The organism is Bradyrhizobium sp. USDA 223, assembly GCF_044909005.1.
Lineage (GTDB): Bacteria > Pseudomonadota > Alphaproteobacteria > Rhizobiales > Xanthobacteraceae > Bradyrhizobium > Bradyrhizobium yuanmingense.
In genome coordinates, this window is sequence record NZ_JBIYDR010000001.1 from 3,265,823 (window position 1) to 3,290,470 (window position 24,648).

Annotated in this window: 28 protein-coding genes and 1 pseudogene; 14 read left to right on the forward strand and 15 right to left on the reverse strand. The window is 63.3% G+C overall.

Going from position 1 to position 24,648, the window contains the following annotated elements:
* Positions 1–269 precede the first annotated feature (269 nt).
* From ABIA40_RS15245 to ABIA40_RS15265, 5 genes are all read left to right on the forward strand, one after another.
* The gene (locus tag ABIA40_RS15245; protein WP_036001495.1) at positions 270–1,103 is read left to right on the forward strand and encodes a cytochrome c oxidase subunit II; all 834 of its coding nucleotides are present in this window, start codon (positions 270–272) and stop codon (positions 1,101–1,103) included.
* Positions 1,104–1,177: 74 nt separating this feature from the next.
* Positions 1,178–2,956: a cbb3-type cytochrome c oxidase subunit I gene (locus tag ABIA40_RS15250; RefSeq protein WP_404541815.1), complete on the forward strand. Its 1,779-nt coding sequence runs from the start codon at positions 1,178–1,180 to the stop codon at positions 2,954–2,956.
* A complete protein-coding gene (locus tag ABIA40_RS15255) occupies positions 2,953–3,657 on the forward strand; it encodes a cytochrome c oxidase subunit 3 (RefSeq protein ID WP_271547225.1) in 705 nt (234 codons plus the stop codon). Before ABIA40_RS15250 ends, ABIA40_RS15255 begins: the two co-directional genes overlap by 4 nt.
* A 14-nt stretch (positions 3,658–3,671) precedes the next feature.
* Positions 3,672–4,394, forward strand: coding sequence for a heme-copper oxidase subunit III family protein (locus ABIA40_RS15260; protein ID WP_275500199.1), 723 nt, complete (start codon positions 3,672–3,674; stop codon positions 4,392–4,394).
* Between the two features lie 9 nt (positions 4,395–4,403).
* Positions 4,404–4,796, forward strand: a complete 393-nt coding sequence (locus ABIA40_RS15265; RefSeq protein WP_271547227.1) for a cytochrome C oxidase subunit IV family protein — start codon at positions 4,404–4,406, stop codon at positions 4,794–4,796.
* A gap of 25 nt (positions 4,797–4,821) precedes the next feature.
* Here ABIA40_RS15265 and ABIA40_RS15270 read toward each other — a convergent pair whose 3' ends face one another.
* From ABIA40_RS15270 to ABIA40_RS15280, 3 genes are all read right to left on the reverse strand, one after another.
* Positions 4,822–6,579, reverse strand: a complete 1,758-nt coding sequence (locus ABIA40_RS15270; RefSeq protein ID WP_404541819.1) for an NAD+ synthase — start codon at positions 6,577–6,579, stop codon at positions 4,822–4,824.
* A gap of 214 nt (positions 6,580–6,793) precedes the next feature.
* Positions 6,794–7,147, reverse strand: a complete 354-nt coding sequence (locus ABIA40_RS15275; RefSeq protein ID WP_271547229.1) for a diacylglycerol kinase — start codon at positions 7,145–7,147, stop codon at positions 6,794–6,796.
* Between the two features lie 4 nt (positions 7,148–7,151).
* The gene (locus ABIA40_RS15280) at positions 7,152–8,540 is read right to left on the reverse strand and encodes a class II 3-deoxy-7-phosphoheptulonate synthase (RefSeq protein ID WP_036001515.1); all 1,389 of its coding nucleotides are present in this window, start codon (positions 8,538–8,540) and stop codon (positions 7,152–7,154) included.
* Between the two features lie 181 nt (positions 8,541–8,721).
* Here ABIA40_RS15280 and ABIA40_RS15285 point away from each other — a divergent pair, with 181 nt between their 5' ends.
* Positions 8,722–9,618, forward strand: a complete 897-nt coding sequence (locus ABIA40_RS15285; RefSeq protein ID WP_404541822.1) for an alpha/beta fold hydrolase — start codon at positions 8,722–8,724, stop codon at positions 9,616–9,618.
* A gap of 220 nt (positions 9,619–9,838) precedes the next feature.
* Here ABIA40_RS15285 and ABIA40_RS15290 read toward each other — a convergent pair whose 3' ends face one another.
* The 5 genes from ABIA40_RS15290 to ABIA40_RS15310 form a co-directional block, all read right to left on the reverse strand.
* Entirely contained in the window at positions 9,839–10,102 is a 264-nt protein-coding gene (locus ABIA40_RS15290; protein ID WP_404541824.1) for a hypothetical protein, read from the reverse strand.
* Positions 10,103–10,305: 203 nt separating this feature from the next.
* Positions 10,306–10,890, reverse strand: coding sequence for a TIGR00645 family protein (locus ABIA40_RS15295; protein ID WP_275500202.1), 585 nt, complete (start codon positions 10,888–10,890; stop codon positions 10,306–10,308).
* Positions 10,891–10,921: 31 nt separating this feature from the next.
* Positions 10,922–11,569, reverse strand: a complete 648-nt coding sequence (locus ABIA40_RS15300) for a TerC family protein (RefSeq protein WP_128262298.1) — start codon at positions 11,567–11,569, stop codon at positions 10,922–10,924.
* Positions 11,566–11,928 (reverse strand): hypothetical protein, encoded by a 363-nt coding sequence (locus ABIA40_RS15305; RefSeq protein ID WP_036034483.1) that lies wholly within the window; start codon positions 11,926–11,928, stop codon positions 11,566–11,568. The genes ABIA40_RS15300 and ABIA40_RS15305 overlap by 4 nt, the downstream gene beginning before the upstream one ends.
* A gap of 2 nt (positions 11,929–11,930) precedes the next feature.
* Complete coding sequence (locus tag ABIA40_RS15310; protein WP_128262299.1) at positions 11,931–12,398, reverse strand: TerB family tellurite resistance protein; 468 nt, start codon at positions 12,396–12,398, stop codon at positions 11,931–11,933.
* A 357-nt stretch (positions 12,399–12,755) separates the two neighbouring features.
* Here ABIA40_RS15310 and ABIA40_RS15315 point away from each other — a divergent pair, with 357 nt between their 5' ends.
* The 4 genes from ABIA40_RS15315 (at position 12,756) to ABIA40_RS15330 (ending at position 16,547) form a co-directional block, all read left to right on the forward strand.
* Positions 12,756–13,583 (forward strand): class II glutamine amidotransferase, encoded by an 828-nt coding sequence (locus tag ABIA40_RS15315; protein ID WP_157282332.1) that lies wholly within the window; start codon positions 12,756–12,758, stop codon positions 13,581–13,583.
* Positions 13,584–13,601: 18 nt separating this feature from the next.
* Positions 13,602–14,831, forward strand: coding sequence for a carboxylate-amine ligase (locus ABIA40_RS15320; protein ID WP_157282333.1), 1,230 nt, complete (start codon positions 13,602–13,604; stop codon positions 14,829–14,831).
* A 64-nt stretch (positions 14,832–14,895) separates the two neighbouring features.
* On the forward strand, positions 14,896–15,081 hold the full coding sequence (locus ABIA40_RS15325; protein ID WP_128262302.1) for a hypothetical protein: 186 nt from the start codon (positions 14,896–14,898) through the stop codon (positions 15,079–15,081).
* 326 nt (positions 15,082–15,407) lie between these two features.
* Entirely contained in the window at positions 15,408–16,547 is a 1,140-nt protein-coding gene (locus ABIA40_RS15330; protein WP_404541828.1) for a hypothetical protein, read from the forward strand.
* A 90-nt stretch (positions 16,548–16,637) separates the two neighbouring features.
* On the opposite strand, the gene ABIA40_RS15335 is transcribed toward ABIA40_RS15330, so the two are convergent.
* A complete protein-coding gene (locus ABIA40_RS15335) occupies positions 16,638–16,859 on the reverse strand; it encodes a LuxR C-terminal-related transcriptional regulator (RefSeq protein WP_157282336.1) in 222 nt (73 codons plus the stop codon).
* A 505-nt stretch (positions 16,860–17,364) separates the two neighbouring features.
* A complete protein-coding gene (locus tag ABIA40_RS15340) occupies positions 17,365–17,628 on the reverse strand; it encodes a hypothetical protein (protein WP_271547236.1) in 264 nt (87 codons plus the stop codon).
* A gap of 128 nt (positions 17,629–17,756) precedes the next feature.
* Between ABIA40_RS15340 and ABIA40_RS15345 the strand changes: the two are divergent.
* Positions 17,757–18,032 (forward strand): annotated as a pseudogene (locus ABIA40_RS15345) (hypothetical protein); the annotation flags it as partial.
* A 145-nt stretch (positions 18,033–18,177) separates the two neighbouring features.
* On the opposite strand, the gene ABIA40_RS15350 reads toward ABIA40_RS15345, so the two are convergent.
* The 5 genes from ABIA40_RS15350 to rpiA all read right to left on the reverse strand — a co-directional run bounded on the left by ABIA40_RS15350 (position 18,178) and on the right by rpiA (position 21,656).
* Positions 18,178–18,678 carry a hypothetical protein gene (locus ABIA40_RS15350; RefSeq protein ID WP_271547237.1) on the reverse strand — a complete coding sequence of 167 codons (501 nt, stop codon included), beginning with the start codon at positions 18,676–18,678 and terminating at the stop codon, positions 18,178–18,180.
* Positions 18,679–18,756: 78 nt separating this feature from the next.
* A complete protein-coding gene (locus ABIA40_RS15355) occupies positions 18,757–18,909 on the reverse strand; it encodes a hypothetical protein (protein WP_246732165.1) in 153 nt (50 codons plus the stop codon).
* Between the two features lie 52 nt (positions 18,910–18,961).
* Complete coding sequence (gor, locus tag ABIA40_RS15360) at positions 18,962–20,350, reverse strand: glutathione-disulfide reductase (protein ID WP_157282339.1); 1,389 nt, start codon at positions 20,348–20,350, stop codon at positions 18,962–18,964.
* A gap of 47 nt (positions 20,351–20,397) precedes the next feature.
* Positions 20,398–20,940, reverse strand: coding sequence for a DUF2059 domain-containing protein (locus ABIA40_RS15365; RefSeq protein WP_404541832.1), 543 nt, complete (start codon positions 20,938–20,940; stop codon positions 20,398–20,400).
* Positions 20,937–21,656 (reverse strand): ribose-5-phosphate isomerase RpiA, encoded by a 720-nt coding sequence (rpiA, locus tag ABIA40_RS15370; protein WP_404541834.1) that lies wholly within the window; start codon positions 21,654–21,656, stop codon positions 20,937–20,939. The genes ABIA40_RS15365 and rpiA overlap by 4 nt, the downstream gene beginning before the upstream one ends.
* A 171-nt stretch (positions 21,657–21,827) precedes the next feature.
* On the opposite strand from rpiA, the gene ABIA40_RS15375 reads away from it, so the two are divergent.
* The 3 genes from ABIA40_RS15375 to ABIA40_RS15385 all read left to right on the forward strand — a co-directional run bounded on the left by ABIA40_RS15375 (position 21,828) and on the right by ABIA40_RS15385 (position 24,626).
* Positions 21,828–22,535 (forward strand): HAD family hydrolase, encoded by a 708-nt coding sequence (locus tag ABIA40_RS15375; protein WP_271547240.1) that lies wholly within the window; start codon positions 21,828–21,830, stop codon positions 22,533–22,535.
* 305 nt (positions 22,536–22,840) lie between these two features.
* Positions 22,841–23,875 (forward strand): GTP 3',8-cyclase MoaA, encoded by a 1,035-nt coding sequence (moaA, locus tag ABIA40_RS15380; RefSeq protein ID WP_271547241.1) that lies wholly within the window; start codon positions 22,841–22,843, stop codon positions 23,873–23,875.
* Positions 23,876–24,044: 169 nt separating this feature from the next.
* Positions 24,045–24,626 carry a TRAP transporter small permease subunit gene (locus ABIA40_RS15385; RefSeq protein ID WP_271547242.1) on the forward strand — a complete coding sequence of 194 codons (582 nt, stop codon included), beginning with the start codon at positions 24,045–24,047 and terminating at the stop codon, positions 24,624–24,626.
* Positions 24,627–24,648: the final 22 nt, after the last annotated feature.

The following is a 24,648-nucleotide window of genomic DNA, read 5'->3' on the forward strand; positions in this document are numbered from 1 at the left end:
CCGGATGCTTGTCGGTTTGCCAGCACCGGCAATCACACCAATTCGGGCACCTCTATTGCTCTATTGACGCCGGATTAGGCTGGGATCATTTTAGACGCAGACGCCCTTAGAGTTGAAGGTCGCGAGCGCTCTCTTGATTTCGCGATCGGTGGACTGGGCGAAGCAAGAGGCCGGCGATGGCATATGCCAAGAAGGGCCAGCCATCGCGACCGACATGAGCTCCGCCCTGGATTCGTATCCGTAGCCTTCGATGGCAAGGATGGATCAGGATGGCTGTCGCACTGATACTGCTTCTGGTCGCGATCGGCTCGGTGCTGTTTCACATCTACAGCCCGTGGTGGTGGACGCCGATCGCCACGAACTGGGCCTATATCGACCACACGATCAACATCACGTTCTGGATCACGGGCTTCGTTTTCGTCGCCGTGATCGCCTTCATGGCTTACTGCGTCTTCCGCTTTCGCCACAGAGAGGGAAGAAGGGCTGACTACAATCCGGAAAACAAAAGGCTCGAATGGTGGCTGAGCGTCGGGACCGGCGTCGGCGTCGCGGCCATGCTGGCGCCTGGCCTCGTGGTCTGGCACCAGTTCGTGACGGTGCCTGCGGATGCCACCGAGATCGAGGTCATGGGCCAGCAATGGCAGTGGAGCTTCCGCCTTCCGGGCAAGGATGGGCAGTTGGGCACATCGGATGTCCGCAACATCGCGTCCGACAATCCGATGGGGCTCAATCGTGACGACCGGCACGCGCAGGACGATGTCGTGATCGAGAGCGGCGACCTGCACCTTCAAGTCGGAAAGCCGGTCAAGGTTCTCCTCCGCTCGGTTGATGTCCTGCACGATTTCTACGTGCCCGAATTCCGGGCCAAGATGGACATGGTTCCAGGCATGGTGACCTATTTCTGGATCACGCCGATCCGAACCGGAACCTTCGATGTCCTCTGTGCGGAGCTTTGTGGCACTGCTCACTATCAAATGCGGGCCAAGGTCATCGTCGACGAAGAGCGTGAATATCACGCTTGGTTGGAGCAACAAAAAACGTTCGCAGAATTATCGCCGGCAAAAGCCGTCGTGAAGACGACGTACCAATCCGGCAGCAAGTAGCAAGCTGCCGCCGAAGATAGATCGGGCGCAAGAGGCCAGCGCCTCCCCCCGATGGAAACGACCGAGGAGGTTCTATGGTCGATGTTCCATATGAAGGAATCCCCGGCATCCCGCCTGCCGAAGTACCTGACGTCGAGCTCTATCATCCGCGGAGCTGGTGGACACGATATGTGTTCTCGCAGGACGCCAAGGTGATCGCCATTCAGTATTCGCTGACGGCCACGGCCATCGGGCTGGTGGCCCTGGTGCTGTCGTGGCTGATGCGGCTGCAACTGGGATTCCCCGGCACGTTCTCTTTCATCGATGCCAACCAGTACCTCCAGTTCATCACCATGCACGGCATGATCATGGTGATTTACCTGCTCACCGCATTGTTCCTGGGCGGCTTCGGCAACTACCTGATCCCGCTGATGGTCGGCGCCAGGGACATGGTCTTCCCCTATGTGAACATGCTGAGCTACTGGATCTACCTGCTCGCAGTCCTGGTGCTTGCCTCGACATTCTTCGTGCCCGGTGGCCCCACCGGCGCCGGTTGGACGCTGTACCCGCCGCAAGCAATCCTTTCAGGAACGCCCGGGCAGGATTGGGGCATCCTTCTCATGCTCGCGTCCCTGATCCTGTTCATCATCGGCTTTACCATGGGCGGGCTGAATTATGTGGTCACAGTGTTGCAGGCGCGCACGCGCGGCATGACCTTGATGCGCCTGCCCCTGACGGTGTGGGGCATTTTCACGGCGACCGTCATGGCGCTCCTCGCGTTCCCTGCATTGTTCGTTGCCTCGGTCATGCTGCTGCTCGACCGTCTCTTGGGAACCAGCTTCTTCATGCCCGCCCTCCTCGAGATGGGCACGCTTTCGAAACATGGCGGCGGCAGCCCGTTGCTCTTCCAGCACCTGTTCTGGTTCTTCGGTCATCCCGAAGTCTACATCGTCGCCCTGCCCGCCTTCGGCATCGTCTCCGATCTGATCAGCACGCATGCGCGCAAGAACATCTTTGGTTATCGCATGATGGTCTGGGCGATCGTAGCCATCGGCGCGCTCAGCTTCATCGTATGGGCGCACCACATGTATGTGAGCGGCATGTTCCCGCAATTCGGGTACTTCTTCGCCACCACGACGCTCATCATCGCCATCCCCACCGCGATCAAGGTCTACAACTGGGTGCTGACCCTGTGGCGCGGCGACATTCATCTCACGGTGCCGATGCTGTTCGCCCTCGGCTTCATCGTCACCTTCGTGAACGGCGGGCTCACCGGCCTCTTCCTCGGCAACGTCGTCGTGGACGTGCCCCTCTCGGATACCATGTTCGTGGTCGCCCATTTCCACATGGTGATGGGCGTGGCGCCGATCATGGTCGTGCTCGGCGCGATCTATCATTGGTACCCAAAGGTCACGGGGCGGATGCTGAACGAGGCCATGGGCAAGTTTCACTTCTGGGTCACCTTCCTCGGCGCCTACCTGATCTTCTTCCCCATGCACTATCTTGGACTGCTCGGAGTCCCGCGCCGGTATTTCGAACTCCTAGATACGACGTTCATCCCGTCCTCGGCCCATTCACTCAACGCCTTCATCTCCGTGGTGGCCTTGATCGTCGGCTTTAGCCAGATGGTGTTCCTGTTCAACCTTGTCTGGAGCCTGTTCAAAGGTGAGGCCTCAGGCGGCAATCCGTGGCGGGCGACGACGCTGGAGTGGCAGACGCCGGAGACGCCCCCAGCGCACGGCAACTGGGGCAAGGAGCTCCCTGTCGTGTACCGCTGGGCCTATGATTACAGTGTGCCCGGCGCCGCGGAGGACTTCATTCCGCAGAACCAGCCGCCGCGTGCGACTCAGCTCGTTCAGGGAGCTGCTTCGTGAGCGCCATCATCCTGTTCCTGGCTGTGCTTGCGGTGATCGCCGGATGGTGGCTGTCGCAGCAGCGCCTGACGGCCAAGCCCTGGCTGGAGGAAGGCCCGGCCGGTGACTTCCCCGGCGGCGATGCCATAACCTGGCCGGCAGCGAAGATCGGACTTGGCGTGTTTCTCGCGGTCGCGAGCGCCTTGTTCGTCCTCTTCATCAGCGCCTACTCGATGCGCATGAGCGTGGTGGACTGGCGGCCGCTGCCGGTGCCGCGGCTGCTGTGGGTCAACACGGGCGTCCTGGTCCTGAGCAGTGTCGCGCTGCAATGGTCGAACGTGGCCGCGCGCCGACACGATACCGAAGGCGTCATGATCGGTCTGCTCGCGGGCGGAGCATCTGCCGTGATCTTCCTCGCCGGGCAGCTCCTGGCTTGGCAACAGCTCGGGGCTGCGGGATATTTCGTGGCGTCCAATCCATCGAATTCCTTCTTCTACCTGTTGACCGCAGTGCACGGGCTGCACCTGACGGGCGGTCTTGTGGCCTTGGGCCGAACCTCGGCCAAGATGTGGCGCGGCGCCGAGATCGCCGACATGCGCTTGAGCGTGGAGCTGTGCGCCATCTACTGGCACTTCCTGCTGTTGGTCTGGCTTGTCCTGCTCGGTCTTCTCACCGGCTGGACCGACGATTTCATCGACATCTGCCGCCAATTGCTGAGCTAGGGAGGCGAGACCAGATGGCTGAGACCGTGCTGACAAATCCGGGCCAATCGCCTGCGCGGCTTGAAGGCTGGCGCGGCATCGCCGCCGACTGGGCGTCCGATCAGCGCGCCTTCAAGAACGTGTCCTGGGGCAAGGCCATGATGTGGATCTTCCTCCTCAGCGACACCTTCATCTTCAGTTGCTTCCTGCTCTCCTACATGACGGCGCGCATGTCGACGACCGTGCCGTGGCCCAATCCCAGCGAAGTCTTCGCCCTCAATATCGGGGGCAACCACATGCCCCTGATCCTGATCGCCATCATGACCTTCGTGCTGATCAGCAGCAGCGGTACGATGGCGATGGCCGTCAATTTCGGCTACCGCCGCGATCGCGTGAGAACCGCAATCCTGATGCTGGTCACTGCAGCCTTCGGCGCGACCTTCGTCGGAATGCAGGCCTTCGAATGGACAAAGCTGATCATGGAGGGCGTCCGGCCCTGGGGCAATCCATGGGGTGCCCCGCAGTTTGGTGCGAGCTTCTTCATGATCACCGGCTTCCACGGCACCCATGTGACTTTCGGTGTGATCTTCCTGATCGCCATCGCGCGAAAGGTCCTTCGTGGCGACTTCGACGTCGAGAGGCGCGGCTTCTTCACGAGCCGAAGGGGGAATTACGAGATCGTCGAGATCACGGGCCTGTACTGGCACTTCGTCGATCTCGTGTGGGTGTTCATCTTCGCATTCTTCTATCTTTGGTGAGGTCGGCGCATGACAAACGCGGCGGTACACATGGAAGAACGGCCCCACGCTCCGGCGCACGGCGCAGTTGCAACGGAAGCCGTTCACGCCGAGGGGCAACAGCACCCGATCAAGCTCTACCTCGTGGTCTGGGGTTGGTTGTTCGTCCTCAGCACGTTCTCCTACCTCGTCGACTACTTTGGCCTGCATGGCTATCTGAGGTGGTCGCTGATCCTGCTGTTCATGATGTTGAAGGCCGGCCTGATCGTCGCCGTCTTCATGCACATGGCCTGGGAGCGGCTGGCCTTGACCTATGCCATCCTGCTGCCGCCGGTCGCGGTATTGGTATTTGTGGCGATCATGGTGCTCGAATCCGAATACACGCGCTTCCTAAGGGTGCTGTTTTTCGCAACCCCGTCATAGCGCCTGCCGTCGCTCAGGGTAGGCTTCACCCCTCGAATGCGTCGATTGACGCCGTGCTTCCACGTGACACCAGCGCCTCATCCGTCGCCGGCAACGGCTGGCCCTTGTCGCGAAAACGGTTGGTGATGGGATAACGGCGGTCGCGGCCGAAATTCTTCGGTGTCACCTTCACCCCAGGCGCGGCCTGGCGGCGCTTGTATTCGGCGACGTTGAGCAGATGGTCGATCCGGGTCACCGTCTCGCGGTCGAAGCCGGCGGCGATGATCTGGTCGAGCGGCTCCTCGCGCTCGACCAGGCGCTCCAGGATGGCATCGAGCACGTCGTAAGGCGGCAACGAGTCCTGGTCGGTCTGGTTCTCGCGCAGCTCCGCGGTCGGCGGGCGCGTGATGATGTCCGGCGGGATCACCTCGCCGGCAGGGCCGAGCGCGCCCTCCGGCTTCCAGGAATTGCGCAAGCTTGCCAGGCGGAACACCTGCGTCTTGTAGATGTCCTTGATCGGGTTGAAGCCGCCGTTCATGTCGCCATAAAGCGTGGCGTAGCCGACCGACATCTCCGACTTGTTGCCGGTCGTCACCACCATCAGCCCGGTCTTGTTGGAGATCGCCATCAGCAGCGTGCCGCGGGTGCGGGCCTGGAGGTTCTCCTCGGTGATATCGGGCGGCAGGTTCTTGAAGATGCCGGACAGGATCGTCTCGAACCCGGTCACGGCTTCGGCGATCGGCAGCACCTCGTAGCGGATGCCGAGATGGCCGGCGAGCTCGCCGGCATCCGCGATCGAATGCGGCGCGGTGTAGCGGTAAGGCAGCATCACGCCATGCACCTGGTCGACGCCGAGCGCGTCGACAGCGATCGCCGCGCAGAGCGCCGAATCGATGCCGCCGGAGATGCCGAGCAGCACGCCTGGAAAGCCGTTCTTGGCGACGTAATCGCGTAAGCCCAGCACGCAGGCGGCGTAGTCGGCCTTGTCGCCCTCGGGCAGCTCGGCGATCGGCCCGCTGCAGCGCCAGTCGTCGCCGTTTCTGCTGAAACGCAGCGTGACGATGCCTTCTTCGAAGGCCGGCAGCTGCGCCGCGAGCGAGAGATCGCCATTGAGCGCGAAGGATGCGCCGTCGAACACGAGCTCGTCCTGGCCGCCGACCTGGTTGAGATAGACCAGCGGCAGCCCGCTCTCCGTGACGCGCGCTACCGCGACCGACAGGCGCACGTCGTTCTTGTCGCGGGCGTAAGGCGAGCCGTTCGGCACCAGGATGATCTCGGCGCCGGTCTCGGCCAGCGTCTCGACCACGTTCTCGTAATCCTCGGACTCTTCCAGCCAGATGTCCTCGCAGATCGGCACGCCTATGCGCACGCCGCGCACGGTGACGGGACCGGCGGCAGGGCCGCGCGAAAACAGCCGCTTCTCGTCGAACACGCCGTAATTCGGCAGGTTGCACTTGAAACGCAGGCTCGCGATACGCCCGCCGTCGAGCAGCGCACAGGCATTGTAGAGCATGCCCTCCTCGACCCAGGGCGTGCCGACCAGCATCGCAGGCCCGCCATCGGCGGTCTCGCGCGCGAGGCTTTCGATCGCGGCGCGGCAGGCGGCCTGGAAGGCGGGCTTCTGCACCAGGTCTTCCGGCGGATAGCCGGCGATGAACAGTTCCGGAAACAACACGAGATCGGCGCCGTCGGACTTGGCCTGCGCCCGCGCCGCGCGCGCCTTGGCCGCATTGTCCTCCACGTCGCCCATGGTCGGATTGAGCTGGGCGAGCGTGACCGCGAATGTGTCGAGACGTTCGGTCATCGCGCGCTCGCTTTCACCTCTCCCGAAGGGAGAGGTCGAATTGCATCAGAGATGCAATTCGGGTGAGGGGTTACGGTGTCTCGTGGGAGCTGAGCCCCCTCACCCGATTTGAGCTCGACGATGCTCCGCATCGCGAGACACAAATCGACCTCTCCCCGTTGGGGAGAGGTGAAGGGACCTCGGACACCCACGCGCAATGGATTGTCTCCGCGCTCTAGAGGAGCCCCAGTCGCTCGATGATGGCAATGATCCAGAACGCGCCGGTCATCAAGAGCGCAACGCCAACAGCGGCCGAGCCCATGTCCTTGACGCGGCCGATCTGCTTGTCGTGATCCAAGGTCAGCCGGTCGGCGAGCTTCTCGATCGCGGTATTGAGCAGCTCGACCGTCAGCACGAAAGCGACAGAGCACACCAATTCGACCGCGCGCATCGCCGTGGCGCCGATGAACCAGGCGAGCGGCACCGACAGCAGCAGCGCGAAGATCTCCTCGCGGACGGCCTGCTCCGACCGGAACGCAAAGGCCAGCCCGTTGCGGGAATTGATCGTGGCCTTCCAGATCCGCAGCAAGGTCTTACAGCCCCGCTGCGGCCGGAATCGGCTGAGCCTTGCCGGCGCGCTCCTGCTTGAGCAGCTCCGCGACCAGGAACGCCATATCGATGGATTGCTCGGCGTTGAGGCGGGGATCGCAGACCGTGTGGTAGCGGTCGTTGAGATCCTCGTCCGTGATCGCGCGGGCGCCGCCGAGACATTCGGTGACGTCCTGGCCGGTCATCTCCAGATGCACGCCGCCGGCATGGGTGCCCTCGGCGGCGTGGACCGCGAAGAACGACTTGACCTCGGACAGGATGCGGTCGAACGGGCGAGTCTTGTAGCCGGACGTCGAGGTGATGGTGTTGCCGTGCATGGGATCGCACGACCAGACCACCACCCGGCCCTCGCGCTTCACGGCGCGGACCATGTTCGGCAGATGCTCGCCGATCTTGTCGGAGCCGAAGCGGCCGATCAACGTCAGCCGGCCCGGCTCGTTGTCGGGATTGAGCACGTCGATCAGCTTCAGCAGTTCGTCTACCTTGAGCGAGGGGCCGCACTTCAGCCCGATCGGATTCTTGATGCCGCGGAAATATTCGACATGGCCGTGATCGAGCTGGCGGGTGCGGTCGCCGATCCAGATCATGTGGCCCGAGGTCGCGTACCAGTCGCCGGTGGTGGAATCGACGCGGGTCATGGCCTGCTCGTAGCCAAGCAGCAGCGCCTCATGGCTGGTGTAGAAATCGGTGGCACGCAGCTCCGGATGGCTCTCGAGGTCGAGGCCGCAGGCGCGCATGAAGTTGAGCGCGTCCGAGATGCGGTCGGCCAGCTCCTTGTAGCGGCGTGACTGCGGGCTATCCTTGAGGAAGCCCAGCATCCATTGATGCACGCTGCCGAGATTGGCGAAGCCGCCGGTGGCGAACGCGCGGAGCAGGTTCAGCGTCGCGGCGGACTGGCGATAGGCCATCAGCTGGCGCTGCGGATCGGGAATGCGCGCTTCGCTGGTGAAGGCGATGTCGTTGACGATGTCGCCGCGATAGCTCGGCAGCTCGACGCCATTCACCTTCTCGGTCGCCGACGAACGCGGTTTTGCGAACTGGCCGGCGATGCGGCCGACCTTCACCACCGGCACCGCGCCGGCATAGGTCAGCACCACCGCCATCTGCAGCAGCACGCGGAAGAAGTCGCGGATGTTGTTGGCGCCGTGCTCGGCGAAGCTCTCGGCGCAGTCGCCGCCCTGTAGCAGGAAGGCTTCGCCCGCCGCAACGCGGCCCAAGGCCTTCTTCAGATTGCGCGCCTCGCCTGCGAACACCAGCGGCGGAAAGGTCGCAAGCTGCGCCTCGACATCGGCTAGAGCCTTGGCGTCGGGATATTCGGGCACCTGTAGCACCGGCTTGCTGCGCCAGGACTCGGGCGTCCACCGCTCGGACATCGCAATCTCTCCGTGAAGCAAAAACCACAACCTGATCTAGGGGTTGCGAGGGCCGCCTTATACACAGGCCGGCCACGCCCCGCCAGTTGTAAATCCATTTCGCAGCGCAAACCCTTGCGGCCAAAGCCGAATTCGCATTTGCTTGGGCAGGCTTGAGGAATCCGACAGGACACCGACCGCCATGGGCGCGGCACTGGATGACGTTTTCATCGACGAGATCAGCTTCCCGGCAGCCGACGGCTATGCCCTGACCGGCACCCTGTTCCTGCCGCGCGGCGCCAAGCGCCATGCCGTCCTGATCAATTCGGCGACCGCCGTGCCGCGAAAGATCTATCGGGGCTTTGCCTCCTACCTGGCCCATCGCGGCTGCGCGGTGCTGACCTACGATTATCGCGGCATCGGCGATTCCCGCCTGCCGGCGATGGTCGGCTACAACCAGCCGAAATCGCTGGTCGGCTTCAGGGCCTCGATGTCGGACTGGGCTGCGCTCGACGTCACCGCCGCGGTCAGCTGGATGCGCGAGCGCTATCATGCCCTGCCGCTCGCCTATATCGGCCATTCCTTCGGCGGCCAGGCGCTCGGGCTGATCGCGAACAACAGCGAGATCTCGCGCGCCGCCTTGGTGGCCTCGCAGGCCGCGACATGGCGATTGATGACCTCGCCGGAAAAATACCGGGTCTACGCGTTCATGAATTTTGTCGGTGTGCCGCTGGTCCATGCACTCGGTTACGCACCGGGCTGGGCCGGCGTCGGCGAGGATTTGCCCAAGGGCGTCTTCCTGCAATGGACCGAATGGGTCTCGAGCCCGCGCTATCTGTTCGATTCAAAGCTGCCGGCACTCGAGAACTTCGCCAGGTTCAAGGGCGAGCTGCGCTCGCTATGCTTCTCCGACGATCCCTGGGCGACGCGGCCCGCGGTCGAGCTGCTCGCGAGCGGATTCACTGCGATCAAGCCGGAGGTGCTGATGGTCAAACCGTCCGACGTCGGCGCCAAGAAAATAGGCCATTTCGGCTTCTTCCGCCCCGAGCACCGCGACACGCTGTGGCGCGGGGTCGCGGAATGGATTCAGGGGGAATGAGGTTGTTCACCTCTCCCGGATCAGGGCTATTGCAAATGACTTTTAGCGGCGGTCTGCGGCCCGCCTCGTCCTTCGAGACGGCGCTTACGCGCCTCCTCAGGATGAGGCTAATCAGGGTCGGTGCCCGTTGAAACTGCCGCCACATACTCCGCCCTCATCCTGAGGAGCCCGCCTAAAGCGGGCGTCTCGAAGGATGGCCGCAGGGAAAAGGTGTCATCCACTAACGGATGATCGTCGTCAGCGACGAGTAGCGCCGGTTCGGCTTGGCGTCGCTAGGTGCGAACTGCGCGAAGGCGTCGCTGACGCGGATCGCCGGCGGCGTGTCGCTCGCGAACCGAAATTCCTTCGGCCGCGGTGCGTAGAAGCTGGCGCGGTAATAAGCGTCGTCGAAGCGCGCCTCGCCGACGCCGAACAATGCGTCACAGACCAGCAGGAGCGCGTAGACTCCCGCGACCGCTGCGACGATCTCCCTGAGAATTGTCATGCCGATGCCCTGCCCTTTTGCGGGCAGGATGCCGATTGGTTCCAAAGGCCCGGTTTAACGCGCCCTGCTTCTTGTCGGCAGCGTTTGCCGGCGCTGAACCGATTGCAGACAATTTTATCGATCTCGAAAGAAGAGCCCGCCCAACCGGACGATCAGGCGGGCTCCAGGATTGGCCGCTCGGGAGGTATTGGGCGGCCAGCTTATCAGCCGTGCTCGGCCACCTTGCGATGGCCGCTCTCGCTGAGGCGGTCGACCCAGGCGATGCCGACCGCCGAGACGATGAAGGTCATGTGAATCAGCACCTGCCACATCACCCCGCTCTCGGTGAAATTGCTGCGGGTCGTGCCGAGATTGCCGGCCTCGATGAAGGTCCTGAGCAGCGAGATCGAGGAGATGCCGATGATCGCCATTGCGAGCTTGATCTTGAGCACGCTGGCATTGACGTGACCGAGCCATTCCGGCTCGTCCGGATGGCCGCTGAGGTTCAGCCGGGAAACGAAGGTCTCGTATCCACCCACGATTACCATGATCAGAAGGTTCGAGATCATGACGACGTCGATCAGCCCGAGCACGACCAGCATGATCTGCTGCTCGCTGGCGTCGAACGAATGCAAGACGAGGTGCCAGAGCTCCTTCAGGAACAACAGCACATAGACGGCCTGGGCGACGATGAGGCCGACATAGAGCGGCAGCTGCAGCCAGCGCGAGCCGAAGATCAGCTTCGGAAGCAGGCCGACCGGCGGCAACGGCGCGGCCCGCGCCGAAGGTGCTTTGGGTTCGGACGTCATTGATCACTCCGGATTGCGGTAGATTGTCGCCTCAGAGACTCGCAATCACCGGTGCAAGTTCCAGCGTCCCGCGATAGATCATCTCAAACGCGACGTAAAGGATGATGGCGAGGCCGACATAGGCCACCCAGCGCTGCTTCTGGAGCAAGCGGCCAAGCAGATCCGCGGCAACGCCCATCATCCCAACCGACAAGAGCAGGCCGAAGGCCAGAATGTAGGGATGCTCCCGCGCGGCGCCCGCGACCGCGAGCACGTTGTCGAGCGACATCGACACGTCGGCGGCGACGATCTGCACCGCTGCTTGGCCGAAAGTCTTCCGCTGTACCGGCTGCTGTACCGGCGCAGCACCTGCGCTGCCGCTATCGAATGCGAGTTCTTTCGCATGCGCGGCCTGCTCGCGCAGCTCGCGCCACATCTTCCAGCAGACCCAGAGCAGCAAAACGCCGCCGGCGAGCAGAAGGCCGATCACTTGCAGAAGCTGGGTCGCAACGCCGGCGAAGGCGATACGCAGTGCGGTGGCAGCGGCGATACCGACGATGATGGCGCGGCGGCGCTGCTCGGCCGGCAGGCCGGCAGCCGCAAGGCCGATGACGACGGCATTGTCGCCGGCGAGCACGAGATCGATCAGGATGACTTGAAACAGCGCGGACAGCGCTTCGGCGGTGATGAGTTCAGTCATGATTGATCATTCCTAGAGGCAGACGGATCGAGCCAATGCGGCTTGCGCCGCTCGATCCAGTCGAAGACTTTTGAACGGGAGGAGCGCAGCGCAGGCACGTCCTCGGCGAGCAGAGCAAGGCCGAGCGGCAGCATCCAGACGCCGAGCACCGGGAGGATGGAGAGCACACCGCCGACGACCAGCAGCGTGCCCGAGGGGATCCTGACCCAGCGGCTGGACGGCTTGAGCAGATAGGTCAGGGTGTCGCTCATGCGCGGCGGCAGGCGGTCGACGAGCTTGGCCAGGCGCGGGTCGCCACCGGCGATCTGGTCGGTGTTCCCCTCGGTTTGCCTGGCGCGCTCGTTCGAAATCGTGCTCATGCTTACCCCTTCGAGGCGGCCTGCAGCTTGGGGCCCGGCGCACTCGCCCCGACCGGCTTCGCACGCGGCAGCACCAGCGTCAGCAAGCGCAACAATTTAATCGCCTGGACTTCGTGGGGATGTACGTCCTCGTCTGCGGCAGCAACGCGCTCCGACAGCTCCACCAGATGCGACGACAGCGGCAGGTTCGAAACCGGTCGCAGCGTATCGATCACGACGTTGGCAAAATCCGGCTCTTCGAGCCGTTCGGCGAGTTCGTCGAACATCGCACGGAGCCGTTCGTCGCCGATGTGCGGCGCCAGCTTGCGGTCTCTGATGAAACGGATCACCTCGTCGCGTTCGACGGCTGAGACCCGCCGGTCGGCAACCGCGACCAGCGCGCCCACGATCACCACAGCGGCCGCGGCCTGCTCATTCAGGCTGGACGGTTCCGTGATCTCGATCGAATTTGAGGACTTGGTTCCGGACATCGTAGCTCCCTTAACTTGCGAAATAGCCGCACGGAGCTGCGATGGGGACGAATGGTCGGAGAAAACGAAACAGGGGCCCGACAATCGGCCGATCCATCGCATTCGCGCGGGACTGGTCATCCGACATCGCGAGGTTTGCCGACAAACGTCGACGTCCTCGCCAGAGGGGCCCGGATTCTTGTTCGTTTCAGAAATATAGGTACGCTTGTCGGAATCAAGGCGGACTGGCTGCGACCAGCCGCCGCATCCATTCGGCGTCGCGGGATCGGTCATGCGACCCTTTCGCAGCTGGAACCATGCGTCCGCGACAAGTGTTGATGCACCTCGCGACGCATCAACCGCCTGGCAGGAACCCGCATGTGCCGCTGGATCGCATACCGGGGCGAAACCACCTCGTTCGAGCCTTACGTCACCGAACCCGAGCATTCGCTGATTGCGCAGAGCATCCGCTCGCTTCAGTCCACGGCGGGCTCGAACGGAGACGGCTTTGGTCTCGGCTGGTATGGCGAGCACCCCGAGCCGGGCCTTTATCGCGAGACGCGCCCGGCGTGGTCGGACGAAAACCTGCGCTACCTCTGCCGGCATCTGCACTCGCATCTGTTCTTCGCTCATGTGCGTGCCGCAACCGGCACGGCCGTGACGCGGCAGAATTGTCACCCCTTTGCCTGCGGGCACTGGATGTTCATGCACAACGGGTTCGTCGGCAGCTGGAATCGGCTGCGGCGCAAAGTCGAGGCGCTGATTCCCGATGCCTACTATCCGTCGCGGCTGGGCACAACGGATTCGGAAGCCGTGTTCCTGGCCATGATGGGGGCGGGTCTCGAGCACGATCCGCTCGGCGCGACACAGTCCGTGCTGCAATCGCTCCTCGGATTCGTCAATGAAGGCGGGCTTCGCGAACGGCTGCGCTTTACCAGCGCGATTGCCAACGGCCGCGACCTCTACGCATTTCGGGTCTCGGTGAACGATGCCGCGAACACGCTCTACTTCCGCGAGGACGGCGGGCAAGTCATCGTCGTCTCCGAGCCGTTCGATAAGGAATCGGACTGGGCGGAAGTCCCGCCGAACCACGCCCTGATCGCGCGAGCGTCCGAAGCCGTCAAAATTGTTCCGTTCGACCCTGCAATTTCCAGTACATCGGGTGCGGAACCGGCCACAATCAGACGGATTATCGCCCGCAGGTAGTGACCGCGCCGGTGGCCAATGACATTTGCTTCAGACGTTTCAAAGCTGCTCCGTCTTGCCCCTTCCGAGGACAAGCAGCATGTCGTCATCCGTTCTGCCGGCGGCGGCGGCAATCCGGCGGAATATTCCTTCGGCATCGAGGAGGAATACTTCCTCGCTGACCGCCGCAGCTTCGAGGTCGCGATCCGCACGCCCAACGAGCTGTTCGAATCGGCAAACTGGTCGACCGGCGGCCAGGCCATGCGCGAGATGCTGCAATCGCAGCTCGAGGTCGCAACCAACGTTCATGTCGACGTGAACGACGCGCGCGAGGAGCTGCGCTTCCTGCGACGCGAGGTCGCGAACGTCGCTGCGCAATACGGCTTCGTGATCATGGCCTGCGGCACGCACCCGAGCGCAGTCTGGCGCATGTCGCAGCCGAGCCCGAAACCGCGCTACGAGGAGATGATCGAGGATCTGCGCAGCATCGGGCACCGCAACATGATGTGCGGCATGCATGTGCACGTGCAGTTGCCGGATCCCGAGAAGCGCATGGCGGTGATGCGGGCTATGCTGCCGCACCTGCCGTTGTTCATCGCGCTGTCGGCGTCCTCGCCGTTCTGGAATTCGCACAAGACCGGATTGAAGGGCTACCGCCTCGCGGCTTATTCCGAGCTGCCGCGCACCGGCCTGCCCGAATTGTTCGAAGGCAAGCAGGATTTCGACGCTTATGTCGGCGCGCTGCAGCGCTCCGGCGTGATCCCCGACGAAAGCCACATCTGGTGGGCGATGCGCCCCTCCATGAAGCATCCGACGCTGGAGCTTCGCGCACCCGACACCTGCACCTTCGTCGACGACGCGGTTGCCATCGCCTCGCTCTACCGCTGCCTGACGCGGCATCTCTATCAGCGCCCTCAGCTGTCCCGGGAGGTCACTGCGGTCGAGCGCGCGATCGCGGTCGAGAACAAATGGCGCGCCCAGCGCTACGGCACCGACTGCATCTTCGCCTCCAAGGACGGGCCGGTGACGATCTCGGAGCTGCTCACCGGGGTGATCGACGACATTGCGGAAGACGCAGCCGCACTGAACTGCTCCGCCGAGATCGAACACTGCCGCACCATCGTCGCGCGCGGCAGCTCGGCGGAATTCCAGCTTCGCGCCTATCGCGACAGCGGCGACGACATCGCAGCCGTGTCACAATGGATCGCTACCTCTACGCTGTCGGGAACGAGCGCGCCTGTGCGTCGCAGCGCTCCTGCACCGTCATAGCGCCCGCGCAAGCTTGCGCGACGAAAATGCCATTCCTGAATTACGGCGATCGTTGGAGAAGCGCATGAATCGCACCACACCCTGCAACGGCTGCGGCCATGCGCTTGTCCCGATGCTGACGGCCCACGGTCACACGGAGCCGAGCTGCCTCTGGTGCGAAGGCTTCGACGCGCGCGCCATGGACATGGCGAAATGGGCAGGCAGCCCGTCCGGCAAACCCGAGCCGGCGCTTCCGCGATCATTCGACTGAACCGTGCCGGGCGCCCGTCGCGGGGGCCGGCTGCATGCGCTTTTGCAGGGCATGCCGACAAATTAGACAAGACAAGCCGCTGCGCCCACTGACGGCTTGCCCGGACAGGTCGGGCGAGATCGGCGCCACCTATTGTCTAACCTCAGGTACAATCTCGATTATTTGCGCGTCGCGTGCAGCCGGCGGACCAGCGCGCCGCATTGCGCTCCGGCTGGCCTGAAATTCGCAAGACAGCATCAGGCCAAGTCCCTGCCCGGCCACGATGAGGAGCGGCCAGTCACGTGCGCTCGGCTTCCGGGATGAATGGCCTCAGATCGGAGAATGCCATGAACGTGCATGCTGCCGGAGACATCAAATTCACCGGTCTCACCCATCCGAACGGCGCCCGGCTGCGTCTCAACGATCAGGACTTCGTGGCGATCGATCGCGACAAGAATGCGAATTTCGAGGCGACCTACCGGCCGCAGGCGCTCTACAACCGCGCCAACGAAGGCTTCCACGCCAACAACGAAACTTTCCTGCTGCACGAGGTCGCCACCAATCTGCCGATCTATCGGCCCGACACCGGCCCTACCGACTTCCATTTGCATCTGCCGCCGGGCGGCTTTCAGCTTGTGCTGGTCACCTCGGGCGCGTTCACCTTCGACTATGACGGCCGCTGGTACAATGTCGGCCCGGGCGCGGTGATGCTGCAAAGCGCGATCGTGCATCGCCAGCTGTTCTACACCTGGTCGGGCCTGTCGACCGAAGAGAATTTGAAGACGCCGCAGACGGTGGTGCCCGATCCGATCTCGATGGGCTATTCCGGCAAATTCCTCGAAGCCTTCATCACCGATCCCACCACCTTTCCGAACCCGACCATTGTCGGTCCGGATCAGATCAATGAGGACGAAACGCCGCGCGTGGCCTGGAGCCATCCGCTGCATGACCGCCCGGCCGATGCCGGCTTCTGGCTTCAGGATCCCCTGGCGCTCGACGCGCTGTTTAAGCCGCTCACCGATGGTCCTGTCAGATCGGCGATGCCGGTTTACGTGCGCGATATCGGCATCGAGATTCCGAGCGGGCGTCTCGTCACCGGCCACATCATCGCGACCGACCCGCGTGGCCACGCGCTCTTGCCGAAGAGCACGTCTGCCGCGGCGGACGCGACCTGCTTTGCCAAGGGCGAGGTCGTGATCTATCGCGTCATTCGCGGCACGGCCGAGTTCAAGAAAAAGTCCGGCGAGAGCTTTGAACTCTCTGCCGGCGACGTGGTGACGGCGGGCAAGGATTCCATCAGCCTGATCGGCGCCGGCGAAAACACCCAGGTCCTCCGCCTCGGCCTGCTCAAGGGAATGAACGAGCTGCGCAGCTGGACGGCGACGCAGCGCGACGAGATCGACGGCCTTGCCGGTCAGATCATTACGCAAAAGGACGTGCGTCCCCTGCGCACGGAAGGCAAGCCGGTCGGGTATTTGTACGGCTAGGCGGCTCGCAGTTAGGCGCCCGAGGCCTTCTGACGCAGAACTGGTACTTGGAGCAGCAGGCCGCGCGACAAGGATGCCTGATGCCCCGAGTTACGTAACGCCTCTGTAAGTGCTCCAGCTCGCAAGTCGCTTTGCTGTGTCGACGATCTCCTCTGGAGCCGTGATTCCGAGCTTCGCCAACAATCGCGCTCGCTGTTCTGCGATTTGCTTGCAGCTGCCTCCAAGCCGGACAGCGATCTCCGCGTCTGTTTTCCCGGCAGCCAGGCGCCTAAGAAAGCGCTTCTCGTGAGGGCTGAGCAAAATGTCGGTCATTTGCCTCTTGTCGTGTCTCGTGACTCCTCCGCTGCGACGGCGGTCAGAAGTTCGAACGGCCCTTCTTCGATAGTCGCGAGCGTCGGGCACGCTAGTTGGCAATCAAAAGCTTAGGGCGAGGACAGAAACGGCTGCGATTGTGAATATGCTGGCTGACACGGCGAGCACAAGATAAACACGGTATCGCATGGATTACATTTCCACCTGCCCGACAAACTTACATCGAACTCCTGCGGGCAAAGGTCCAAAAGTGAACGTTCGGCCTCACCGCGCAGAGTTGGCTTGCGCTCGCTGGGCCTCGATCCGCTCGCATTCGCGAACAGGTTCGGGATGCCATCTGCCGATGCGGGTGCTGCATGCGCAAGGTTGCCTCTGCCATCCCTACCAGGCAGTCATCATCGATCGTGGCCTGGCCGCGCTCCGCTGCATCAACGAACATTGGCAGGTTCTTTTCCGAATGCTTTCGCGCCTCCCGCTGTTGCGCTGGCGGGTCCATGGCCGAAGTTTACTTCGGAAGGCATTCGACGTTGTATGCGATGATGATCTGCGTTGGATCGGCTTTCCCTAGGCTCTTCAAATCTTCCAAACCGCTTCTAAGCTTGGCTCCGGCCTCGCTCAAGCTGCCTTCAAGTGTAGTCTTGGCCCTCCGGCATCGCTCCTCACTCGTGAACTCCTGGAACACGACGGTTGGGAGGAGCCTCCATTCCGCCTTGTCACTGGTGGCGGCGGGGCTGACTGAGTAGGAGAAGACGTACATCAGGACCCACATCCCCTTCCTCCTTACGTGATGCGCGCTGCTAGTTGGCCCCTCGACTGAGCCGCTCATGTCCTGTCGCCAATTGATGTAGATCAATTCCCTGCGGTTCTGATTGTCAAAATGGAGCTCAGGGAACAGTCGACGGCTTCTGCGCATCTGCCTGCACGATTGTCTTGGCGACCTTGCCCTCGAACAGGATTTGCGTCACTTCACGTGCAGAACTCGCGTTTCACGCCGCTTGGGACATTGGGCATCGCGGACAGCCCGTGACAAACCCCGGCGCGACGCGCATGATTTATTCGATGTATCCGGGGCCGGTGCGTCGCTGGATAGCCCAACGCGGCGGGTTAACGCGGCGAACGATATTTCTTAGTGGAGGCCCGCTGCAGGCCATGTATCGCTCGTGCCCCGTCTGAGCCAGCAAGCGAGAGAAGCTTCTTGGACGCTTGGCTCAGGGCAAGACTGACGGGCAAATGCGAAGGCACCGCGAAGAAGATTGCCCCTATTCGCAGCGGTCGCTGAGAGAGCGAGGGGCACGGCCGCCCCGCTCCCTCGCTTCTCTCAATACTGATACGGATATTGACCAGGGCAGACGTAGCTGCCGTAGGCATCGTAGTAGCAACCGCTGTTGTAATTGTTGTAGTACCCGTAGGCTCCCGCGGCCGCGGCGGCGCCTACAGCGGCAGCACCGTAACCCCAACCCGGCCGATAATAGCCGCCACCGTATCCCGGGTAACCCGCGATCGGTCGTCCCGGCCGGCCGGCGATTGGACGACCTGGATAGCCTGGACGTCCTGCTATTGGGTGCGAAGGCCGTGGACCTCCGGCCACTCGATAGCCCCGACCACCGTGGATGCGTCCTGCATGAACGGCGCCGCCTCGAACGTGGGCTGCCCTCATGCCGCCACCATGAAAGCCCCGCGCGCTCATGCCGCCGCCGTGAAAACCTCCCCCACCGCGAAAGCCGCCACCTCCACCGCGGCGTGCAAATGCATCATCAGGAACAAGGCTGGCCGCAACGAGGATCGCGGCCGCAAAGCCGATCAGACTGTATCGAACCATAGCATCCTCCCGGGTAGTGAGGTGCCGGCGACTGCTGTGTTCAGAATTGAATGCTCGCGCCAGCGGCACCGGAGGCAATCAATTCTCTTCCAGCACCTTGCGCACTTGATTTAAGTCAATTGAGCAAGGCCGCACCCGATCGATGGCGTGTTCCCGACAGGAACTTCCAAGCTCGCATTGCTCAGGAAAATGGACGGAGGTGCGGAACCGCATCATGCGGATCACGGGCATGCTTGCCCGCCTCCTCGCGGAGCGACGGGAGACTAAGCAGAGCCGCTCGCCTCTACTCCGCCGCCTGCCGCACGTGCCGTGCGGTCGGGGTGCGCATGGTGACGAGCTCTTCGGCCGCGGTCGGATGCAGCGCGATGGTCGCGTCGAAATCGGCCTTGGTCGCCTTCATCTTCACCGCGATCGCGACCGCCTGCGTGATCTCGGCGGCGGCATCGCCGACGATGTGGCAGCCGAGCACGCGATCGGTCGCGCCGTCGACTACGAGCTTCATCAGCACGCGGGTGTCGCGCCCGGACATCGTCGCCTTGATGGGCCGGAACGTCGTCTTGTAGATGTCGACGTGGCTGAATTGCGCGCGCGCCTCGGTTTCCGTCAGGCCGACCGTGCCGACCTCCGGCTGCGAGAACACCGCCGTCGGGATATTGGCGTGATCGACCTGCACCTCGCGCTTGCCGAACACCGTGTCGGCGAAGGCATGGCCCTCGCGGATCGCGACCGGCGTCAGGTTGAAGCGGTGGGTGACGTCGCCGATGGCATAGATGCTGTCGACCGAGCTCTTGGAGAAATGGTCGACGGCGATGCCGCCGTTCGCGGGATTGATGGCGACGCCGGCATTCTCCAGGCCGAGATTGGCGACGTTCGGATGGCGACCGATCGCGAACATCACCTGGTCGGAGGCGAGGCTCGAGCCGTTCGACAAATGCGTGGTGAAGTCCTCGCCGTGGCGGTCGACCTTGGTCACGGTGCAGCCGGTGAGGATGGTGATGCCATGCTTCTCCATCTCGGCGCGGACATGGGTCCGGACATCCTCGTCGAAGCCGCGAAGAATGTTGTCGCCGCGATAGATCACCGTCACATCGGAGCCGAAGCCGGCGAAGATGCCGGCGAACTCCAGCGCGATATAGCCGCCGCCCTGGATCACGATCCGCTTCGGCAGCCTCGCAAGATGAAACGCCTCGTTGGAGGAGATCACGTGCTCGATGCCGGGGATCGCCGCGCCATGATTGGGCGCGCCGCCGGTGGCGATCAGGATGTACTTCGCCGTGACCTTCTTGTCGTTCTCGAGCAGGCGGACGGTGTGCTTGTTCTCGATCACCGCGCGGCACTTGACGATCTGCGCGCCTGATTTCTCGACATTGGCGGTGTAGGCCGCCTCCAGCCGCGCGATCTCCTTGTCCTTGTTGGCGATCAGCGTCGGCCAGTCGAAGCTCGCGGGCGGAACGGTCCAGCCGAAGCCGGCGGCGTCCTCGAGCTCCTGACGGACATGCGAGCCGATCACGAACAGCTTCTTCGGCACGCAGCCGCGGATCACGCAGGTGCCGCCCATGCGGTACTCTTCCGCGATCATGACGCGGGCGCCGTAGCCGGCCGCGATGCGGGCGGCACGTACGCCGCCCGAGCCGCCACCGATGACGAAGAGGTCGACGTCGAAATCAGCCATTGTCCACTCCGACCCCTTTTCAGGAACGACCTTCCAGATAGGTGCGCTCAGATCTCCTTGCCACGCTTGCGCATCTCGGCACGGAAGGCGCCCATCACGGTTTCCGAGAAGCCCTGGGCCCAGGTGTTCATGAACGCCATGCTCTGCCCGATCGCGCGCGGCTCGGCCTCGATCAGCTTTTTACCCAGGGGCGACTTGTAGAAAACGACGAGGTCCTTCAGCTCCTGCTCGGTGAACTCGCTGGCATAAATCTGCGCCATGCCTTCGCCGATCTCGTTCTGGCGGCCGTTGAGCTGCTGGGCCACGATCGGCGCCACCTCGTTGAGGTCCTTCTGGTAATTGAGGTTCTGCTGGATCAGCGCGCCCTTGGTCTTCTCGACCATGCCCGGCACCGCGCCCGCATACATCGCGGCGGCGTTCTTGATCTGCAGAATTTCCTTGGCCGCCGCGATCGCCGCGGGCGAAGCCTTCGGCTGGGCCGGCGCCGCGGGGGCCTTCTGGCCCGCCTGCTGCGCCACGGCCGGGACGGCCGAAACGGCCAGTCCCGCAGCGAGAGCCGCAGCCGGCAAGAATTTCATGACGTTCTTCATTCCTGGTCTCCTTTCGGCTTGCGCCGTTCAATCACTTGGATTCCGCCGCCGCTCGCCAGAACGGCCGAGCTGGCCAAGCCGATGAACAGCCCGTGCTCGACCACACCGGGAATGGCGCTCAACGCCTTGGCGAGACCGGGAGGATCCGTAATACGTCCGAGCTGGGCATCGACGATCCAGTGGCCGCCATCGGTGACGAAAACGTGGCCGTCCTTGGCCTTGCGGACCGCCATTTGCCCGGAAACGCCGCATTCGGCAAATGCCTTTTCGATGGCGCGGCGCGTCGCACCGAGCCCGAACGGGATGACCTCGACCGGCAGCGGAAATTTGCCGAGCGTCGGCACCCATTTGCTGTCGTCGGCAATCACGATCATGCGGTCCGAGGCGGCCGCCACAATCTTCTCGCGCAACAGCGCGCCGCCGCCGCCCTTGATCAGATTGAGCTCGGGATCGATCTCGTCGGCGCCGTCGATCGTGAGGTCGAGATGGTCGATCTCGTCCAGCGTCGTCAGCTTGACGCCGCAGCGTTCCGCATCGGCCCGAGTCGCCTCGGAGGTCGGCACGCCGATCACCTTGAGCCCGGCGGCAACGCGCTCGCCGAGCAGCTCGACGAAGTGCTTGGCGGTCGAGCCGGTGCCGAGCCCGAGCTGCATGCCGTCGCGCACCTCCTCCAGCGCACGCGCCGCAGCCTGCCGCTTCAACTGGTCCATGGTCACGTGCGCGCCCGCCTTGTGTAGTCTCGAACATGCGGCCGATTCCGGCCGGTTTCGGGCGCCTATGTAGCCTCGTTTTTCCCCGGAGAACAGGGTCTGGGAACAGGCCTATAAGGTGATCTTATGGGCCCGCCCCTTGCGCGGATAGGACCGGGCCGGTAGCGCTGGGGAATCATGACCTCCTTCAAGACGACGTCCCCTCACACCATCGTCTTCGATCTCGACGGCACGCTGGTGGATACGGCGCCCGACCTGATCACGGCCCTCAATTACGTGCTCGACCGCGAAGGCCTGCCGCCGGTGCCGATGGCCTCGGCCCGCAACATGATCGGCGCCGGTGCCCGCAAGCTGATCGAGCGGGGGCTGGAAGCGGAGGGCCGCACCGTCACGCCCGCGGACATGGACCGGATGACCGCGAATTTCATCGCTTATTACGCCGACCATATCGCGGTGGAATCCCGCCCCTTCGAGGGTCTCGAGGCCGCGCTCGACCAGTTTTCGGCGCAAGGTCACCGCCTCGCGGTCTGCACCAACAAGCTGGAATGGCTGTCGAAGCGCCTGCTGGACCAGCTCGACCTCAGCCGCCGCTTCGCGGCGATCTGCGGGGCGGACACTTTTGGCGTCCAGAAGCCCGATCCGACCATTTTTCGCGAGACCGTGGCCCGGGCCGGCGGCGACGTGAAGGCCAGCATCATGGTCGGCGATGCCGGAACCGATGTCGGTGTCGCCCGGCGGGCCGGCGTGCCCGTGATCGGGGTCAGCTTCGGCTACACCGACGTGCCGATCGCCGAGCTCAAGCCGGACCGCCTGATCCACCACATGCGCGACCTGCCGGCGGCCGTTAGCAGCCTAATGACGGCAAAGATTACGACAACACATTGATAGAACTAAAGTTTTTAGCAGAAAAGTCCGGCATCCCGAGGATTATCCACAGGGCCTTCCCCGCGCCGCCATGGGCGCGAGCATATCTCGGCTTGCCAACGGGCCGAGGCCGACGCCGGCTTTGCGCGGAACCGGTTGCAAACCACACCCGACGAGCCGACGCAGCATTCCACGCGCGGCCACGCCAGGGCCGCACCCACGTATACCACCCGATTGTCCTAACCGCGTCCGATGCTTAGATTGCTTCGAGCGCACCGCTGAAGCAGAGGTGCGCCCCGTCGCCGTAAAGTGACAAGGCATTTGCTATGAACGGACTTCCTGCGAGCCCCCGCGCCGCGCTGTCGAGCGCGATGACCGATCCGTTCGGGCGGACCATCACCTACTTGCGCGTCTCCGTTACCGACCGCTGCGACCTGCGCTGCTTCTACTGTATGTCGGAAGACATGACGTTCCTGCCCAAGGCGGACCTGCTGACGCTGGAGGAGCTCGATCGGCTCTGTACCGCCTTCATCGCCAAGGGCGTGAAGAAGCTGCGCCTCACCGGCGGCGAGCCCTTGGTCCGCCGCAACGTGATGTCGCTGGTGCGCTCGTTGTCGCGGCATCTGTCGAGCGGCGCGTTGAGCGAGCTGACGCTGACCACCAACGGCACCCAGCTTGCGAAGCACGCGCGGGAGCTCGCCGATTGCGGCGTCCGCCGCATCAACGTCTCGCTCGACACCCTCGATCCCAAGAAGTTTCGCGAGATCACCCGCTGGGGCGAGATCGACAAGGTGCTGGAGGGCATCGAGGCCGCGCGCGCCGCAGGGCTTGCTGTGAAGATCAACGCCGTCGCCCTGAAGAACCTCAACGAGGACGAGCTGCCTTCGCTGATGCGCTGGGCCCACGGCAAGGGGATGGGCCTGACGCTGATCGAGGTGATGCCGATGGGCGAGATCGGATCGGGCCGCATCGACCAATATCTGCCGCTGTCGCTGGTGCGCGCCCGCCTCGCACAGCAATTCACGCTGACGGATCTGGCCGAGACCACCGGCGGGCCGGCACGCTATGTCAGCGTCGCCGAGACCGGCGGCAAGCTCGGCTTCATCACGCCGATGACCCATAATTTCTGCGAATCCTGCAACCGTGTGCGCATCACCTGCACCGGAACGCTGCACACCTGCCTCGGCCACGAGGATGCCTCCGATTTGCGCAAACCTCTGCGTGCATCCGGCGACGATCTATTGCTTGCGGATGCGATCGACCGCGCCATCGGCCTGAAACCCAAGGGCCACGACTTCATCATCGACCGCCGCCACGACCGTCCGAGCGTTTCCCGGCACATGAGCGTCACGGGCGGCTAACTCCGTACAGTTCCGGCCTTATTCCCCTTAACTATCAACAAACTTCCGATTGACTGACGGCACGCCCGCTGGTTTGGTGCGGCGGCCTCATGCCTGCGCGGCGAGACAAGCCACGCGCCATCTCGGCGCAGTCAAGACGGCCGGGGCACAATCGGGGGAGGACCTATCGTTGCAAGCGCTCCTTAAGTTGAGCAGCAGAATCGACGCGTTCACGCGCTGGACCGGCAAGCGTATTGCGTGGCTGATCGTGCTCGCCGTTATCATCTCGGCAGTCAACGCGATCATCCGCAAGACGTTCGACACGTCGTCCAATTCGTGGCTCGAGCTGCAATGGGTGCTGTTCAGCATCGTCTTCCTGCTCTGTTCGCCCTGGACGCTGCTCGACAATGAGCACATTCGCATCGACATCGTGAACAACACGCTGCCGAAGAAGGCGCGCAACGTCATCGACGTCGTCGGTCACGTGTTCTTCCTCACTCCGATCTGTATCGTCATGATCATTACCGGAGTGCCGTTCTTCCTTCGCTCCTTCCAGATCAACGAACAATCCGGCAATGCCGGCGGCCTGCCGCAATGGCCCGCCAAAGCCCTGATCATGATCGGGTTCGCGTTCCTGCTGGTGCAAGCCATCTCCGAGCTGATCAAGCGGATTGCAGTGATGCGCGGCTTGATGCCGGACCCGCACGAATCACAGGTGTCGGCGCTCGAAGCGGAAGTCGAGCATCTCGTCGAAGCGATCGAGAAGAAGTAGCCGTTGGCGACGGTGTAGGGGG